General features: G+C 62.0%; 12 protein-coding genes and 1 pseudogene. 12 read left to right on the forward strand and 1 reads right to left on the reverse strand.

Annotated features, from left to right (window positions below):
- The first annotated feature begins 385 nt into the window (after positions 1–385).
- The gene (locus D0550_RS05760; protein ID WP_206606112.1) at positions 386–1,651 is read left to right on the forward strand and encodes a metal-dependent hydrolase family protein; all 1,266 of its coding nucleotides are present in this window, start codon (positions 386–388) and stop codon (positions 1,649–1,651) included.
- 185 nt (positions 1,652–1,836) lie between these two features.
- Entirely contained in the window at positions 1,837–3,768 is a 1,932-nt protein-coding gene (locus tag D0550_RS05765; RefSeq protein WP_153067052.1) for an outer membrane protein assembly factor BamB family protein, read from the forward strand.
- Positions 3,769–3,822: 54 nt separating this feature from the next.
- Here the strand turns inward: D0550_RS05765 and D0550_RS05770 are convergent, their stop codons facing one another.
- Positions 3,823–4,734, reverse strand: coding sequence for a LysR family transcriptional regulator (locus D0550_RS05770; protein WP_116808162.1), 912 nt, complete (start codon positions 4,732–4,734; stop codon positions 3,823–3,825).
- A gap of 107 nt (positions 4,735–4,841) precedes the next feature.
- Between D0550_RS05770 and D0550_RS05775 the strand changes: the two genes are divergently transcribed.
- From D0550_RS05775 to D0550_RS05815, 10 genes and pseudogenes are all read left to right on the forward strand, one after another.
- Positions 4,842–5,906 (forward strand): aldo/keto reductase, encoded by a 1,065-nt coding sequence (locus tag D0550_RS05775; RefSeq protein WP_116808212.1) that lies wholly within the window; start codon positions 4,842–4,844, stop codon positions 5,904–5,906.
- 4 nt (positions 5,907–5,910) lie between these two features.
- Positions 5,911–6,426: pseudogene (locus D0550_RS36785) on the forward strand (nuclear transport factor 2 family protein); the annotation flags it as partial.
- Positions 6,415–6,756, forward strand: coding sequence for an Atu4866 domain-containing protein (locus D0550_RS36790; RefSeq protein WP_349770703.1), 342 nt, complete (start codon positions 6,415–6,417; stop codon positions 6,754–6,756). The pseudogene D0550_RS36785 and the gene D0550_RS36790, both read left to right, overlap by 12 nt.
- Positions 6,757–7,577: 821 nt before the next feature.
- Positions 7,578–8,255, forward strand: coding sequence for a hypothetical protein (locus D0550_RS05785; RefSeq protein ID WP_153067053.1), 678 nt, complete (start codon positions 7,578–7,580; stop codon positions 8,253–8,255).
- Positions 8,256–8,349: 94 nt separating this feature from the next.
- Complete coding sequence (locus D0550_RS05790; protein ID WP_116808165.1) at positions 8,350–9,093, forward strand: ABC transporter ATP-binding protein; 744 nt, start codon at positions 8,350–8,352, stop codon at positions 9,091–9,093.
- Positions 9,094–9,104: 11 nt separating this feature from the next.
- On the forward strand, positions 9,105–10,709 hold the full coding sequence (locus D0550_RS05795; RefSeq protein ID WP_116808166.1) for an ABC transporter permease: 1,605 nt from the start codon (positions 9,105–9,107) through the stop codon (positions 10,707–10,709).
- Positions 10,648–12,153, forward strand: a complete 1,506-nt coding sequence (locus tag D0550_RS05800) for an ABC transporter permease (RefSeq protein WP_153067054.1) — start codon at positions 10,648–10,650, stop codon at positions 12,151–12,153. Before D0550_RS05795 ends, D0550_RS05800 begins: the two co-directional genes overlap by 62 nt.
- A 26-nt stretch (positions 12,154–12,179) precedes the next feature.
- A complete protein-coding gene (locus D0550_RS05805) occupies positions 12,180–13,526 on the forward strand; it encodes an ABC transporter permease (RefSeq protein ID WP_116808168.1) in 1,347 nt (448 codons plus the stop codon).
- Positions 13,527–13,533: 7 nt separating this feature from the next.
- Entirely contained in the window at positions 13,534–14,889 is a 1,356-nt protein-coding gene (locus tag D0550_RS05810) for a hypothetical protein (protein ID WP_153067055.1), read from the forward strand.
- Positions 14,890–14,968: 79 nt separating this feature from the next.
- Positions 14,969–17,509, forward strand: coding sequence for a TonB-dependent receptor (locus D0550_RS05815; protein WP_116808170.1), 2,541 nt, complete (start codon positions 14,969–14,971; stop codon positions 17,507–17,509).
- The last annotated feature ends 69 nt before the right edge of the window (positions 17,510–17,578 follow it).

The following is a 17,578-nucleotide window of genomic DNA, read 5'->3' on the forward strand; positions in this document are numbered from 1 at the left end:
CTGGGCAGAAGTCAGAAAGGCGCACACAGCGCCTCAGGACGTATCGGCCGTGCATCGGCAGACTTGAACGCAGCGAATTCGGCAATCGATGAAACCAAGGCGACGCGTTCGCGGCACTGTCGGTGCAAGTTTTTTGCGCGTGAGGCCGCTTTTCGTTGTGAGCTTTGCAATTGTGGGTCGATTTGCGAGCACATTGTCCCGTGCGCCAGGGACGATGGCACAATCGAACGATCCATCGATGGCGCTGCACACGCTCACCGAAGCGGGATCGATTTCGATCCGGTCGAGCTGTGTAGAGCCAAAGATCTCAACCAGCAGAGGTATGACCATGACAACAAACTCGGCGCTACGTCGTCTTTTGAAAATCACCTTGCTAGGGATGGGCATGAGCGCCACTGCGTGGGCGCAGAGCGCGGCTGCCGCTGAACAGGACAAGCAGGTATTCGTGCAGGCCGGTCGTCTGCTGGCCGATCCTGCCAATGGCCGGGTGGAGCAGGAACGGACCTTGGTGATTGCCAACGGCAAGATCCTGGAAGTGCGCAATGGCTATCACAGCGCGCCCGAGGGCGGCAACACGATCGACCTGCGTGACAGCTTCGTGCTGCCCGGTCTGATCGACAGCCACGTGCACATCACCTCCGAAGGTGGGCCGACCTCAGAACTGGATGCAGTGAAGAAGACCGCCGCCGATCGCGCGCTGGATGGTCTGATGTACGCGCAGCGCAGCCTGCACGCGGGCTTCACCACTCTGGCCGATCTGGGCGGCGATTCCGATGCCGTCATGGCTTTGCGAGATTCCATCAATTCCGGTCGCGCCTTCGGCCCGCGCATCATCGCTGCGGGTGGCGTGGGTGCGCACGGCGGTCACGGCGACGTGCATGGCTATCGTCCAGACATCACTGAGCTGTTTGCCCGTCCCGGTCGTTGCTCTGGTGCGGACGACTGCCGTCGCGCCGTGCGCCAGGCGGTGCAGCGTGGGGCTGACGTCATCAAGATCGCGTCCACGGGCGGTGTGCTGTCGAACACCGCTGCGGGCCTGAGCCAGCAGCTGCAGGATGATGAGCTGCGGGCGATTGTCACAACCGCCCATGCACTGGGTCGTCGTGTGGTGTGCCACGCGCACGGTACCGACGGTGTCAACGCCGCCCTGCGCGCCGGGGTGGACTCCATCGAGCACGGCACCTACCTGGATGCCGAGTCCATCAAGCTGATGAAGGCCAACAAGACCTATCTTGTGCCGACGCTGCTTGCCGGCGCCACCGTGGCTGAGCGTGCCAAGACCGCTAGCTGGATGCCGCCGGCGGTACGCGACAAGGCGCTCGAAGCCGGTCCGAAGATGGTGGACATGGCGCGTCGTGCCCGAGAAGGGGGCGTGCAGTTTGCATTCGGTACTGACTCGGGCGTGTCGGCTCACGGAGATAACGCAAAGGAATTCGCGTTGCTAGTGTCCGCTGGCTTCTCGCCGCTGGATACGATCCGCTCCGCCACCGTCTGGGGTGCCAAACACAACCGGATCGACCACGAAGTGGGCGCACTGACCACCGGCAAGTTGGCAGATCTGATCGCCGTGAAGGGTGATCCGCTGCAGGACGTGACCGAGCTGGAGCGTGTGAGCTTCGTGATGAAGAGCGGCAAGGTCGCCAAGCTCTGAGGATAGTGCAACCGGGCGGTGGCCGAGCCATCGCCCGTGATTGAAACGGCGCGGACAGCGAGAGCTGTGTCGCGCCTTTTTTATGCCGATCGGGGACGAGCCTGGCGCAGTGCTAACATCGCGCGCTTCTCCCATCGACAAAACAACAGACAGGGAGAAGCGAATAGGCAGCGCAGGGAACTCCAGTGTTCGAAGCATTCCGGTCGGCTCGTTTGATCTCACTCGTGGTCGTGCTGCTCACGCTTTCCGGTTGTGGCGGAGGTGGGGGTGGCGGCGGCACATCCAAGCCGCCGCTGCTATCGCTATCTCCGGGCGACGCCTCGATTACCATATCGCAAGGTGCCCGAGGCTCTTTCTCCGTGACGGCCACGTTGAGTCAGGAGGCCATCGACACAATTGATCACGTGGGACTGCAGGACGGGGGACGCTTTCTGGAAAGCAATTTCGATGTTGCGTCCAGCTCCAAATCGTTGGCGTACATCACCTTCCGCACGCGTCGCGATCTGCCTGTCGGTCAGCACAGCGGCCGAGTGAATTTTCACCTGTGCATGGACGCCGACTGCCGCAGCACCGCTACGACGACGCCGTTCGTGTTGACCTATCAAATCACCGTTACGCCTCCGCCGCCGGCCGCGGTGATCACGCCGTCGGCCATCCAAGGCAGCGTCGAATCCGGCGATATTCTGGTTGTCTCGCTGGCGGCTCAGGTTGTTGCTGGCCTCGAAGTGGGCGGCTTCGCAGTCGTCGATCAGCAGCGACGTTTTCAGCCCGCCGTGCAGATCGTTTCTCGGGACGAGCAGCGATTCACTATCTCGTTGAGCGCGCTCCCACTCGATGCGCCCGGGACTCATTCGGGCACAGTCGACCTGATGCTCTGTTATTCCAGTTATTGCGATACATACGCCCAGGTGCCCGGCTCGCCAGTCTCGATTCCGTACACCCTTACGGTCACGCCGGAAACCTTGATGCAGCCGGTGCCGTCCGTGTCCGGGCTCCCCGAATGGGAGACCTTTCAGGGTAACCCGGATCACACGGGGTACGTCCCGACCACGCTGAACGCGGCCACGTTCACCACAGGCTGGAGCTGGAGCGCGCCAGGCGACATCGCCCGCCTCAGCCCCGCCACCACAGGCTCAGGCAAAGTTGTCGTTACAGCTGGCGCTGGCAACGGCACCACACCGACCCTGTATGCGCTCAACGAGTCCAATGGCACTGTCGCCTGGAGTCACGACTTCGGGAATCGGCATGCGCTCAATCATCCGGCCGTCTCGGCCGGTCGAGTGTTTGTTACCACCACAGGACACAATGACACTTTCATGTGGTCCTTCGACATCGGGACTGGCGCCCGGCTATTCCAGACTCCCTTCAGCTCGCAATCGGAAAGCCATCTCGCGCCGACCATCAAGAACGGCTACGTCTACACCAACGGCGGCTACTACGGTGGCATGTATTCCTTCAAGGGGCTGACCGGCACGCAGCGGTGGCATGCTCCCCTGCGGCAGTATCATTTCTGGACCCCAGCCGTTGATGATGACTACGCGTATGCGCATACCGGCTTCGAGTTCGTTGTGCTGAACCGGCGCACGGGTGAGCGCGCCCTGACTGTGCCCAACAGTCAGATCAACTCGCGCGGCTATGCGCTCAACATCGCACCGGTGCTGTTGGGCAACGGCTCGGCGATCGTGGTCGACGGTATCTACAGCTTCAGCGACCTTGAACACAACAACCACCTGATCCGTTACAGCGTCGCCGATGCAGGCGAGACCTGGCGTGTCGCGGGACAGTTCAGGAGCAATCCCGTTGTGGCTGACGGCACCATCTATGTGAGCAACAATGCCGCCCGGCAACTGGAAGCGCGCGATGAGGCCAGTGGCGCACTGCTATGGGCGTGGTCGCCGAGCGATGCTTCGGAATCCTTGCCGATCGGAAATCTGGTGCTCACCGACAACATGATCTTTCTATCCAGCAGTGCGGCGACCTATGCCATCGACCTGAGCAGCCACCAGCCCGTCTGGAGCACGCCACGGACCGGGCATCTCGCCCTGTCCTCGAATCGGATTCTGTACGTCGTGGATGGGGCGATGGGGCGGATAGATGCTTATCGCCTCGCTCCGTAGAACGATCTGGAGCGCAAGAGAGGCGCTTCGCTCCGAGGCAGTCCTCACTGCGCCTTACTTCTTTTGCTGGGATGAGCGGCTCGAATAGCGAGCGTGATTCACCAGCGCGCGCAGTTTGGGAGGCAGATTTCTGCGATCTGGAAAATACAAATAGAAGCCAGCAAATTGCGGGCAGAAGCGTTGCAGTAGTGGCACCAGTTCGCCGCGCTGTATATAGGGCCGGAATGTCTCTTCCATGCCGAATGTGAGACCGCCGCCAGCGACGGCTGTGCGCAGCATCACCCACATATCGTTCGTCGCGACCTGCGGATTCACGGCTACGTCGAATTCGCGCCCGTCCTCTTCGAACTCCCACCGATAAGGCTCGGCGCGTGGCGAGGGCCGCCAGCCGATGCAACGGTGTTGCGTCAGGTCCGTCGGGTGCTTCGGCGGACGCGTGCGTGCAAGGTACGAGGGGGCGCCAACGACAAGCTGCCGTTGTTTGGCCGAAACCGGCACGGCGACCATGTCCTGCTCGATGACTTCTCCGAGCCTGACGCCTGCGTCGTAGCGTTCCGAGACGATATCGAACTCCTCATCCGTGATGGTGATGTCGAGCTGAATGCTGGGATAGCTTTCAACGAAGCTCGCGAGCAACGGGCCTGAAATGAAGCGCTCGGCAATAGAGGACACTGCAACCCGCAGCAGGCCCGAAGGGGCTGCGTCGCGATCACGTGTCGCTTCGAGCGCGAGGCCGACCTCGCTTACTGCGGGCGCTACACGCCGATAAAGGGCTTCTCCGGCCTCCGTCAGGCTCACGCTGCGGCTGGTGCGCTGGACCAATGCGATCCCCAGGCGATTCTCCATTCGGCGGATCGTCTGACTGATGGCGGACCGCGTCACGCCAAGATTTCGAGCAGCAGTCGTGAAGCTTTTCGCTTCGGCAACCGCAAGAAACACGGCAACGTGGTTGAGATCGACTGGCATTGGTTAGATAAACTTACCGGAGCGTTCAGAGCGCAGCAAGTTCTGTTTCGGGCGGATGCCGCCTATCTTGTCTCCACAGCACACGATATCCGCTGATGGAGGACTTCATGATGAGATCACTGGACCACTACCGACTGCTGGGCCGCTCTGGACTGCGCGTCTCACCGCTCTCGCTCGGCACCATGACCTTCGGCAAAGATTGGGGGTGGGGCGCCGATGCGACGGAGGCGCGTCGCATCTTCGATCTTTACATCGACCGCGGCGGCAATTTCGTAGACACCTCGGTGAACTACACGGATGGGGCTTCTGAGCGCCTGCTCGGCGAATTCATGCGAGACCGGCGCGATCGGCTGGTGCTCGCGACGAAGTTCACGATGGCCCGTGAGCCAGGAAATCCCAACTCCGGCGGCAATCACCGGTTAAATCTGCTGCGCTCGGTCGAGCAGAGCCTGCGCCAGCTCGGCACTGACCGGATCGATCTGTTGTACCTGCACGCGTGGGACTTCACTACTCAGCCTGAGGAAGTAATGCGCGCACTGGATGATCTCGTGCGGGCGGGCAAGATCGTCTATGCCGGCATCTGCAACACGCCCGCATGGCGAATCGCCCAGATGCAGACGCTCGCCGATCTGCGTGGCTGGTCGCCCCTGATCGCGCTGCAGGTCGAGTACAGCCTGGTCGAGCGGACCGTCGAGTACGAGCTGCTGCCCATGGCACAGGCGCTGGGTCTCGGAGTGCTGCCCTGGTCGCCACTGGGCGGCGGCATTCTCACCGGCAAATACAGTCGCTCGGACCTTTCTGACGAAAACGAAGCGAATGTTTCTCGGACCAGAAAGGGTGTCATCGCGTCCACCGGTCATCTCAATGAGCGCTCGCTCCAGATCGCGGAGGTGGTCGGCACCGTCGCGAAAGAACTGAATGCATCGCGGTCACAGGTCGCGCTCGCGTGGACATTACTCAATCCCGCAGTCGTATCGCCCATCATGGGAGCCCGCACGTTGGCACAAGCGCAGGACAATTTCGGCGCATTGGATATTTCATTCGACGCTGAGCAGCTCGACAGACTGGACCAGGCCAGCATGCTCCCGCCAATCTTCCCGGAGCGCTTTATCGGTCGACCCATGGCCCAACAGCTCATCCGCGGCGGGGCAAATGTACAAGGTCGGGGTTAGAGCGATGGCACGCGGCAGCTTCGCTACCACAATGGCCAATCTGGCCTGCGGTGTCCTGCTCGTGTCTGCACCGGCGGCGATGTTCCTCGCCAACGCGGAAGTGACGACGACAGCTCGGGCAGCGGCCGAGCCCGAGCGTAACAAGCAGATCGTCGTGGCAGCGCTCGATCGTTGGGCGGCAGGCGGGTCGGACTTCTTCAACGAGATACTCGCCCCCGACATTGTTTGGACGATCGAAGGATCAGGCCCGGGTGCAGGCACGTACAGAGGCCGCGATGACTTCATCGCACACGCAGTGCGTCCCTTGGCGAGCCGCATGAGCGTTGCCGTGCGCCCTGTATCCAAGCGGGTTTGGGCTGACGGCGAGCACGTCGTCATCAATTGGCAGGGCGAAGGCGTCGCACGCGATGGTCAGCCATACCGGAACCGCTACGTGTGGATTCTTCGCATGGCGGGCGGTAAAGCAACCGAAGTCAACGCATTTCTCGACCTGGCCGTGTATGGCGACGTGCTACGCCGGATTGCGGCGCCGGACCTTGCAAGCCTGCCATCGGCGCTCTCCAACGCCGATGGCACCGTAACGAAAGATGAACGAGAAAGAGCGATGTCACAACAACATCCCTATGTCGGCATGTGGGTCACCTCAGACGGACATATTCGCCAGGAGCTTCGGTCGAATGGACGCTACGATGAGGCGCGCGGGTCTCGGCACAGTGCGTATCAGGGCAGATACGAGATCAAGGGAAATCACATCGAATACTGGGACGACACGGGTTTTACCGCGGATGGAACGTTCGTCAGTCGGGACGAGCTTCACCATGGAGGAATGATATTCAAACGGCAGGAATAGCGCTCCTCGGAGTAGCAGGAAATTCCGCAGAGGTGCTAGCTACTCTATCTGCGCCCCGAGCGGGTCCGGCTTGGAGGATCATGACTCATTGGTTCACTCTGGCCCGGTCCGGTGCAAATAACTTGCTCCGTGGGTGCGTTTGTTAGAACGTTTATCTTCAGGCTGCGACGATCTGCACCGATATCTGTCGCTTGCGATTCGCACCGTTGAACAAAGAACTTACCAAGTCGCCTCGGTGCGAGGGTGCCCAGTATTGGCGCATCTCCAGATCCAAGTATCGCGGCGGTCGCTGCATTGCACATTCCTAGGTCGAGTTGTTTGGTGCGCCGCGCTGTACGAGTGCGAAAAGCCCTTGTTTGGTAAGTCGTGCACGCCGCCCGGAACGACCCGGTAAGAAATTAAAACAACGCAATTTTTTTCCCCGGTGTTTTTATTTAGAGAATGCCAAGGCTGTACTCACGCCGAGACAGACCTGCAGCGTTAGTGGCATACGGTTTGCAATCAACCATCGCGACAGTTGATCGGTTGAGGTAACAACTAACAGAACATTCGAGTCGATCGGTGGAGTTGCAGGAGAGCAGGCGGCAGCAGGGACGTAGCCTCACCGAGGCGCATCTCAAACACTCAGGTCCCTGTACTGCACATCCGACATTGCCGTCTGAAGGGTGACGCGACCACGTGCGTCCACCGCCGGGGCAACGCGCTAACTGCGCGCGGAAAGCTCTCAGGTACCCGGGATTGGGGAGAGGCGCCGCGATCACGAGAGTGGTCCGCGACACATGTTTTCCTGGCTCGGGACTGACGACGAAGAAGGCACCCAGATGAAACATTCCCTGCTGCGCGTGATCGCGGATTCGCGGCACGTTGCGCTCAACATCACCTCCCTCGACACGGGGGCGAGGCCCACTCCCCGCGCCGCGCGCGCATCGCAGCCCCAGGCGCGTTCCCGCACTCGTAATCGACTTTCACGCCTGCTGCTTGCGGCATCTGTTGCATTGGGCCTCTGTGCCACATCGCTTCACGCACAGGACGCACCTCACGGCGATCACAACCCGCATCACGGCGGAGTCGTCCTGATGTACGGCCTCGATCTGCACTACGAGGTGGTGCTGACATCCGCCGGCAACGTGGAGTTGTGGCTGTCCAATGCTGCCCGAGACGATCTTCCCGCATCAGTCGTATCGGATGTCGCGGCAGAAATTGAGCGCGGGGGCACGCGCCAGGACATCGACATGGCAATCAGCGATAGCGGCGATGCCTGGGTGGGCAAAGTAAGTGGCGTGAAGGCCGAAGGCACCACGCTTCATCTCGGATTCGTTTATCGCGGCGAGCCCGCAGCGCTCGCTTTCCCTGCAACGTCGCTGATGGGCGAAGGGCGGGAGAAGTTAGTGAACGACACCGCGCACGCACCTGCGAATTCGCCTGCGAAGCCGGCGCCGAAGGGTCACGAGGGCCACGAAGGGCACTCGATGGGGACGCCCGGCACCGGTCAGCTATGACGTAGGCCCGTACTGAAAAAGAACATTTCGTGTCCCAGGCCGCTGGTGACACCTCAATCGCGATGTAACGAACAGTAAGTCTGAAGGACAGCGCATGCCCGTCATTTCGTTCCAGAACCTGAAGAAATCGTATGCACTGGGCGAGAACACCGTGCATGCCTTACGAGGCGTTTCACTCGACATCGAGGCGGGCGAGTTCGTAACGATCATCGGGCCTTCGGGCTCGGGCAAGTCGACGATGATGCACATTCTCGGCTGCCTCGATCGACCCACCGAGGGCCGTTATCTGCTGAACGGGAAGGATGTCTCGAATCTGTCGCGTGATGAGCTCGCCGAGGTGCGCAACAAACAGATCGGCTTTGTGTTTCAGGGATTCAATCTCCTGCCACGCACGACTGCCGCCGAGAACGTCGAGGTTCCGTTGCTCTACTCACGGCCTGTGAAGCCAGCGGCGCAGCGTCGCGAGGCCTCGATCGCCGCGCTGGAGGTGATGGGTCTCGGAGAACGCACCGATCATTTGCCCAACCAGCTTTCCGGCGGTCAGCAACAGCGCGTTGCCATTGCTCGCGCGCTCGTGAACGAGCCGACACTCATCCTCGCCGACGAGCCCACCGGCAACCTCGATTCGAAGACGAGCATGGAAGTCATGCGCACGCTGCAGGAACTGCGCGAGCGGCGTGGCATCACGATCGTGCTCATCACGCATGACGCAGAGGTCGCATCCTACGGCACGCGCACGGTCGCGATCCGCGACGGGCTGATCGTGAGCGATGTGGTGAATTCTGGCGGGAATGCCGTCGGCGCAAGCCAGCGGGTCGCCTCCATCGCCACTGCCTGAGCACCATCACGATGCTGCCTGCACGTCACGCAATCGAATTGTCTCTCAAAGCGCTGCGCCGGAATCGTTTGCAGACGTTCCTGGCAATGCTTGGCGTGATGGTCGGAGTGGGCGCGCTGGTGACGAGCATAGCGCTCGGTCGCGGCGCGCAGGATGCGATCAACGATCAACTGCGCGCCGCTGGTGCGAACGTGATCATGATTACCGCCGGCAATTATCAAGTGCAAAAACCGGACGGGACGCAGGGTCCGGCCGGCCATGAAGCCTATCTGCGGCGCTCCGATCCGAACGTGTTGCCCGCGAGTTATCACCCGAGTGTGCAGCCGGCACTGCGCACCGCTGTGTGGTATCACGACGCGGCTCCCGCGGTATGGAGTGATATGGGTGATCTCGTCCAGCGCGGAACGACGGCGGGAATGTGGAAGGCGCACTTCGAGGACGATCCCAATGCCGTGCACGACCATCCCACCGCGAAGGAGCGGCTCGGTGATTCGATGGCAGGTCTCGGTGCCGCGGCAACCCTGACACGCGAAGATGCGGAAGCGATACGAAAGCAAGTCCCGGGCATCCAGTTCGCGACCTCCGGGGTTCACGAGAACGCTCGTATTTTGCTACCTGCCACGTCTGCGGGATCAGAAAAGCCCAAGCAGTGGTTCACGCGCCTGCACGGCACGGAGGCAGAGCTGCCACAGATCCGGCGCGGTTGGACGCTGACGTACGGCAAGTTCCTCTCCAGCAAGCACGTCGAACAAGCGGCGCGCGTGATGGTTCTCGGCAAGTGGGTTGCTGATCGGCTCTTCGGCGAGAACGTCGATCCAACCGGCAAGACGGTGGTGCTGTGGAATCAATCGTTCGAAGTGATTGGCGTGGTCGGCAGCCGCATCTGGGCAGTTCAGCCCGCGGCGGGCGACGATCAGTTCGATGCGGTCTACGTGCCGGTGACGACCGTGCACGAGCTGCTGAATCTCAGCAAGTTGAACACCATCACGGTGACCACCAAATCGGCGGGCGATACGACGCGCATTGCAGGGGAACTCGTGACGCTGCTGCGCGAACGCCATGGCATCACGGAGCAGATGCCCGACGACTTCACGGTGAAGACGCAAGCACAGCAACTGCTGGGCAAGGGGTTGCCTCCCGACTTGGCACGCGTAGTGGCCGGCAACATGCAAAGCGTCGACACGCTCACCATCGAGCAGCTGTCGCAGTCCCTCAGCCGTGCGAACTGGACGATGCTTGCGTTGCTCGCAGGTGTCGCAACCGTATCGCTGCTGGTCGGCGGTATCGGCGTGATGAATGTCCTGCTGCTGTCGGTGACTCAACGCACCGGTGAAGTCGGCCTGCGCATCGCGCTCGGTGCGCGCAAAAGTGACGTTGCGACTCAGTTCATTCTGGAGGCGGTGCTGCTCAGCACGTTAGGCGGAGTGCTCGGCGGATTGCTCGGGCTCCTCGCGTCCTCCGGTCTCGAGAAGATATTCCAGTGGTCGGCGACGGTCTCGCCTTCACTGCTCGTGCTGGCGGTCGCGGTCGCTGGCGTGCTCGGTGCCGTGTCCGGTGCGTATCCGGCAAATCGGGCCGCTGGTCTCGATCCCATTCAAGCGCTGCGTCACGAATAAAGAGGGCACTGCCATCGTCACTCTACGCATGGCGCTCAAGGCGCTGACACGAAATCGCCTGCAGGCACTGCTCACGCTCAGTGGCATGAGCGTGGGTGTCGCAATGGTGGTCATCGTCTCGGGCCTCGGGCGTGGCGCACAACTGAAGATCGAGCAACAGATCGAAAGCTCGGGGCCCACCCAGATCACCATCCGCTCCGGCAACTATCGCCCGGCGGGCATCACCGCGGCCGGCGACCAGGACACAAGCGGCGGCGAACAGGCGGAAGGTTTCGTTTCCGAAGACCAGATGGAGGATGGCTCCGGCAACGCCATTGCCAACGAGGCGGTGGACCGGGTGCGAAACAGGCCACCTCGCCAGACGAACTACAGAACTCCTGCGACGCCTCTGGGCGAGCCGGAGCTGCAGATGCTGCGCGATGTGGAGAACGTGCGCGCAGTGTCTTCCACGGTGTCGGGCAATGTCACTTTAGAGCCAACGCCTGGTCTCACGGCGCGCATCGCGCGTGTGCACGGCTTTGATGCACAGTGGCCAGACATTCGTGCGTGGAAGATATCGGCGGGCCGTGCAGTGAGCGCCGCCGAACACAAGCAATCCGCGTCGGTGATGCTCGTGAGTCAGAGCGTCGCTGCGCGATTGTGGCCCGGTGTTTCTCCCCTGGACAAGGTCATCAACATGGGTGGCCAGGCGGTGAAGGTCGTCGGCGCGATCGTCGACGATCCGGACGACGGCGGCAGCGTAGTGCCTACGGTGCACGTGCCACTCGCACTTGCGCAGAAGCTGCTGAACCGCCCATCGCTCGATGTCATTACGGTGCGCACCAAGTCTGTGGGGTTCACGTCGAGTGTCGCTGCTGACATCAAGGAGAAGCTGCGAAATCTCCATTCGCTTCCGGACGACACATTAGATGACTTCCGCGTCGAGACGCAGGGTGTCGCCGCAATGCCCAGCATGGGTATGGACCCTCGTCTGGCGCGCGCGGTGCACTCGAATGTCACGCAGCTCGAGCAGGCATCGTGGGAAGAAATGGCGCGAAGCCTGAGACAGGCCGGTCGCACCTTCACGCTTCTGCTCGCTGCCGCCGCCGCGGTGTCGCTGCTCGTCGGCGGCATCGGTGTCATGAACATCATGCTCGTCTCGGTTGCGGCGCGTACGCGTGAGATCGGGCTGCGCATGGCAGTCGGCGCACGCATGAACGACGTGATGACGCAGTTCATGGTCGAGTCGATCACGCTGGCTGCGCTTGGCGGCCTCATCGGCCTGGCACTTGGCGCGGCCGGGTTGATGTTCGTCCGACACAGCCTGCACTGGGCCACAGCCATCTCTCCCACGATGCTGATCCTCGCGATCGCGGTGGCTGCTCTCACTGGCGTGATCTTTGGCTACGGGCCCGCCCGCCGCGCGGCGGTGCTCGATCCTGTCATCGCGCTCAAGTCCGAATGAACCCTCACATTGCTGGAGTTCGCTGAATGTTTGCTCTGCTGCCTGTCAATGTGCGTCTGGCGATCCGCTCGCTGAATCGCAACCGCCTGCGCACTCTGCTCACCATGCTCGGCATCATCATCGGCGTGGGCGCAGTGCTGACGATGGTCGCGCTCGGGACCGGAGCGCGCGCGTCGGTGCAAGGGGAGGTTGCCTCGGCGGGCACGAATCTCATCTACGTGAAAGCGGGCAACTACACACGTGGCGGCGAAAGCGTCGGCATCGTGGCGGGCGCCGGTGCGGCAACCACGCTCACGCCTGAGGATAGCGAAGCGATCCGCACGAGCATCGAGGGTATCGCCGATCTCAGCCCGGGCGTTTCGGTGCGAACGTTCCTGACGAGTGGCGATGCACGAGCCTTCGCGCGTGTGCAAGGCATCGGCGCGGGTTTCGCGCGGATGTACTCGTGGAACTTCGCGCCGGGAAAGATGTTCGACGAGAACGCAGATCAGGCAGTGATCGGAAGCGGCCTCGCCAACCAGATCTTTGGCGGCGCGGCCGCCGCCATCGGCAAGCAGATCACGCTGCGCAACGTGACGTTCACGATTGCCGGAGTCACGGACGGCGACGCCGAGGATCACAAGGATGTGCTGTTCGTGCCCTGGCGCAAGTTGCAGGCGAGCTTAGGGCTCAAGCATCTGCAAACCATCACCATTGCTGCGCAGAAGGCGGGTGAGACATCGCGCATCGCCGATGAGATCAAAAGCCTGCTGCGCAAACGTCACGGTGTGGGCGGGGCGCAGGCGAGCCCGGCGACAGGAAATTATCTGGCACAGCAGGGCGGTGTCGGCACGACGCCCGATGACTTCACGGTCGAGACACAAGCAGCACAGGCGCTCACGAAGGGCCTGTACACGCCAGCCGCGGCCTTTGCGCTGGCGAATCTGCCCAAGCTCGATGCAGTGACGCTCGAGGAGATGGCCGACACCCTCGACCGGGCCAGCGACACGATGACCGCTCTGCTCGCGAGCATCGCGGGCGTTTCTCTCATCGTCGGTGGCATCGGCATCATGAACATCATGCTCGTGTCGATCACCGAGCGCACACGCGAGATCGGACTGCGCATGGCGACCGGTGCACGCTCGGCGGACGTTGCACTTCAGTTTCTCGTCGAAGCGGTGACGCTCAGTGTCATCGGCGGGATCGTGGGGCTGGTGCTGGGCTTGCTGGCGGCCCGGCTGGTCGGTTGGTCATTGGGATGGCCCACACACGTGCCGGCGGCAGCAATGGCAATCGCCATCGGTATAGCCGCAGCGGTGGGGCTCATCTTTGGAAGTTATCCCGCTCGTCGCGCCTCGCTGCTGGATCCGATCGACGCGCTTCGCACCGAGTAACCGCCACATGCGCCGTACTGTTTGCTGCGCGATGCGCAGCGTCGCCCTCCTGTTGCTCGCGGGTTGCTCTCGCACCGAGTTGCCGAAGGATCCGCTTGAGGCACGCGCTCAGCAGTTCGTCACGCTCGCCCTGCAACTAGGCATGCACGACCGCAAGGAAGTGGATGCGTACTTCGGACCTGCGGAACTCGATTCGCGCAACGACAGCAAGCCGCCTTCCCGCGAGATGCTGCGCATTTCCGCATTGAAGCTCCTGAGAGACGACGAGCGCAATCCGCCGCCGCCGGATCAAGCCGATCGAGCAAGAGCACTGGAGGAGCAGCTCAGGTACTTCGAGGCGTTGCTCCAGATGCTCACCGCCGAGACGCGCATGCCCTTCGATGAAGAGGCGAAGCGAGTCTACGGAATCGACGCCGGTGCCTATGACGAGGAGGCCAGTCTCGCACCTGAGCGCGTCAAGCAGCTCGATGCGCTTCTGCCGGGCTCGGGGCCCGTGCCGTTTCGAGTGGCGAAGTATCGAAATCAGTTCGTCGTGCCTGCGGACAAACGCGAGAAGATATTTGCTCGCGCAATGGAAGAGTGCCGCAAGCGAACGCTTGCGCATTGGCAGCTTCCTCAGGACGAGCGCCTGGAGGTGCAGTTCACACGTGATGTCGGCGCCGCCTGGCACAAGTACGAAGGCGGCCACCGCAGCACGCTGAAGGTCAATCCGGTTGCGATCGCCTACCTGGGCCAGATGATCGATGTGGCGTGTCATGAAGGCTATCCCGGCCATCACGCGCAGTTCCTCATCATGGAGTCGGATGCGGGACCGGCGGGTCTGCCTGTCGAGCTGACCGTCGCACTGATGCGTTCGCCCGCCAATGTTCTGCGTGAAGGGGCTGCGAACTACGGAGTGGATCTGGCCTTCCCGCCGGAGGAGCGGCTCGCGTTCGAGCGCGACGTGCTCTTTCCCATGGCTGGCTTTCCGGTCGCAGAGGCCGAGCGTCACGCGGAGGTACATCGCCATGTCACGGAGCTTGCGCTCTCGGTGATGCCCATTCTTCGCGAGTATCGCGACGGCGTGATCTCGTTCAACACTGCAACGTTCCGCCTGGAGCGCGAGGCCTTCATCGCCAGCCCCGCAGCGCTCCTCAAGTTTGTCGACGATCTAGGTGCTTATTCCACCGGTTACACAGTCGCGCGCAGCGCCGTGCGCGATCACGTTGAGTCAGTAGCTCGCGCTGGTGAGGATCCCTGGGTTGTGCTGCGACAGGTCGTCGCTGGGCCGCAGACGAGCGTGCTTCGAGAGAAGGCGCCGGCGTCCGTGGGCGACTTGTCAGAGACCCGCAGCGTGGGTCTCCAAAGAAGGACCGCTCCGTGAACGTTCGGCAAGTCAGTTCGTCGGCGGATGGATCCGGAAAGATCGGAAGTGCTCCAAATCAACTAAGCGAAGGGTTTATATGCACTGGGAAATTGATCAGAACCGGGTCGCGGCGCGCACACGGTACCTTCAATCTGTACGCCGCTCGGTCGCAGCGGCTCTGAATATTGCACGCGGACGTGCCGGTTATGTTGGGCTTCTGGCGCTCAGCACGGGCTTCACGCCAGCGTTTGCGCAGGACGCAACGAACGCCGATTCGCCTCAGTTGGAGGTAGTCACGGTCTCTGCCACGCGTCGTGACACCTCTCTGCTGGAGACGCCAATGGCGATCTCCGCGGTGACAGAGGGATCGCTGGTCAGCTCCGGCGTGACGAACATGCAGGACATTTCGGTGCTCGTGCCGACGATGCGTATCGAAGGCGGTCGTGACGGTGGCGGTCGCATGACGATGCGCGGCATTCGCGCGCCGGGCGGCGAGGCCACGGTCGGTCTGTACTACGGCGATGTTCCGATGTTCGGGCCTTCCGACACGTCCCAGACATCCGGCAGCTTCACCCAGGAAGCGAATCTGTTCGACGTGCAGCGAATCGAGGCGCTGCGCGGCCCGCAGGGCACATTGTATGGATCGAGCTCGATGGGCGGCGCGGTCCGCGTGCTCTTCAACCAGGCCAGCACCACGAAAACTGAAGGCGTGGCGGACGGCTCCGTCTCGACCATCCGCGGCGGCGATTTCAGCACCTGGATCAAGGGTGCATACAACCTTCCGTTGATCGACGACGTGCTCGGTGTTCGTGTTGCCGCGTGGAAGGAAGATCGCGGTGGCTACGTGGACGACGCGTGGTCGGATCGCACGACCGGTACGCCGGAGGCGGTGTCCAGGGTGGTGAAGAACAAAGAGAACATCAACACGGGCAGCATCGTCGGCGGGCGCGTGATGTTGACGTGGACTCCGGCGGATTTCGTGTCATGGCATGGCATGGGGATGTATCAGAAATCGGAGCGAGTGAACGGCAACTGGGATACGACGTATCCGAGTGGCGAGCCTCTTGCCGGCCAGCCGACGCCGGGGGACTTCAAGATCTACGCGCCGGTCATCGCGCAGTCGGAGGACGATCTGGAGCTGTTCTCGAGCGATTTGCAGTTCAAGACGACCTTGTTCGACGTGAACTGGGCGTCCTCGTATTACAAGTGGGAACGAACCACCGCCAGCGACTTCACCTATACCTATCAGCGCAGCGAGCGAAGCGCGAGCTTATGCCGGCAGTGGCTCGCCACGGGACGCGGCGCGCTCGTTGATTCGCCGCCGCCGCCGGCCGCCAGCGTTCCCGCCTGTACGCCGGCGCAGCTCGACGAATATACGAATTACTCGCGGACGATGCTTCAGCCCGCGGCGCTCGTGAAGCCGAACTGGGTCAGGACGTTCGTCAACGAGCTGCGCATCGCCTCGAATGGCAATGGCCCGGTGGATTGGCTCGTCGGCGCGTATCGCGAGGAGCGCAAGGACCATGTCGACAGCACCATCGGCCAGGCGATCTACGATGACGGATTGATCGATGACCTCTCGACCTTCCCGGTGTACTGGTATCGGTTCATCGACGGCGAGACCGAGCAGACCGCGTTCTTCGGCGACCTCACCTGGAAAGTCGGCAGCCTGCTGCCGGCGCTGGATGGCCTGTCGCTCAACTACGGACTGCGTCGCTTCGACTTCACCAAGTCCACGGCCGGCGGTGTCTTGATGAACGGCTGGGGAGACGGCAACTTCGTGCAGGACCCGCTGGTGTCCAGCGCGGAAGTGAGCTCGAAAGGCTGGCTGTACAAGTACAACATCAGCTACGACTTCCCGACCGGCCCGTACATGATCTACGCCACCGCCAGCAAGGGCTTCCGCGCGGGCGGCGTGAACGTCATTCCGAACATTCCGCTGCAGTTCACCACCTATCAACCGGATTGGGTCTGGAACTATGAAATAGGCGGCAAGGCATCCTGGTTCGGGGGCGCCGTCACCGTCGATGCCAGCATCTACCAGGTCGACTGGGAGAACACGCAGACCACGCTGCGCACTCCGAACAACTGCTGCGCCTATATCGGCAATGCAGGCACGGCGCAGGTGCAGGGCACGGAGATCGAGATGACGTATCGCGCGTTCAGCGGGCTGCAGCTCATCACCGGTATCTCCTACAACTGGAAATCCGAGCTCACCGAAGACCAGCGACTTCCGGATATCCCCGCGACGACGACGCAGGGTCTCTCCGGAGATCGCCTGCCTTACGTTCCGAAGTTGAATGCCTCGTTCAGCATCGACTACCAGCACGCACTGCCAGGCGACATGACGGGTCTGGTGCGGATCAACTATTCCTATACCGGCGCCTCGATGACGCAGTTGCGACCGTTCCCAGCGGATCTGCAGACCAACGAGATCGGTGACTTCAGCCAGGTGAATCTGCGTCTGGGCGTGGAGCGCGGTGGTTGGACGTCCTATCTGTTCGTCAACAACGTGCTCGACTCCGTGGGCGTGATCGATGCGGCGACGAACCGGACGGCCACGGCAATCTACACCGACCGTCGTGTGGTCACTCAGACCCCGCGTGAAATCGGTCTGAACATTCGCAAGGCGTTCTGAGGCATGCGCGCACCCGCATCGCCGATGCGGGTGCGCGTGCATTCACCAGCTGACGAAAAGGGGCAAAGC

The organism is Steroidobacter cummioxidans (genome assembly GCF_003104955.1).

What these genes read in the sequence shown, in the direction of transcription:
- D0550_RS05760 (WP_206606112.1), top strand. Translation starts at nt 386, where the DNA reads ATGAGCGCCACTGCGTGGGCGCAGAGCGCGGCTGCCGCTGAACAGGAC.
- D0550_RS05770 (WP_116808162.1), bottom strand. Translation starts at nt 4,734, where the DNA reads ATGCCAGTCGATCTCAACCACGTTGCCGTGTTTCTTGCGGTTGCCGAA.
- D0550_RS05775 (WP_116808212.1), top strand. Translation starts at nt 4,842, where the DNA reads ATGATGAGATCACTGGACCACTACCGACTGCTGGGCCGCTCTGGACTG.
- D0550_RS05785 (WP_153067053.1), top strand. Translation starts at nt 7,578, where the DNA reads ATGAAACATTCCCTGCTGCGCGTGATCGCGGATTCGCGGCACGTTGCG.
- D0550_RS05790 (WP_116808165.1), top strand. Translation starts at nt 8,350, where the DNA reads ATGCCCGTCATTTCGTTCCAGAACCTGAAGAAATCGTATGCACTGGGC.
- D0550_RS05795 (WP_116808166.1), top strand. Translation starts at nt 9,105, where the DNA reads ATGCTGCCTGCACGTCACGCAATCGAATTGTCTCTCAAAGCGCTGCGC.
- D0550_RS05805 (WP_116808168.1), top strand. Translation starts at nt 12,180, where the DNA reads ATGTTTGCTCTGCTGCCTGTCAATGTGCGTCTGGCGATCCGCTCGCTG.
- D0550_RS05810 (WP_153067055.1), top strand. Translation starts at nt 13,534, where the DNA reads ATGCGCCGTACTGTTTGCTGCGCGATGCGCAGCGTCGCCCTCCTGTTG.
- D0550_RS05815 (WP_116808170.1), top strand. Translation starts at nt 14,969, where the DNA reads ATGCACTGGGAAATTGATCAGAACCGGGTCGCGGCGCGCACACGGTAC.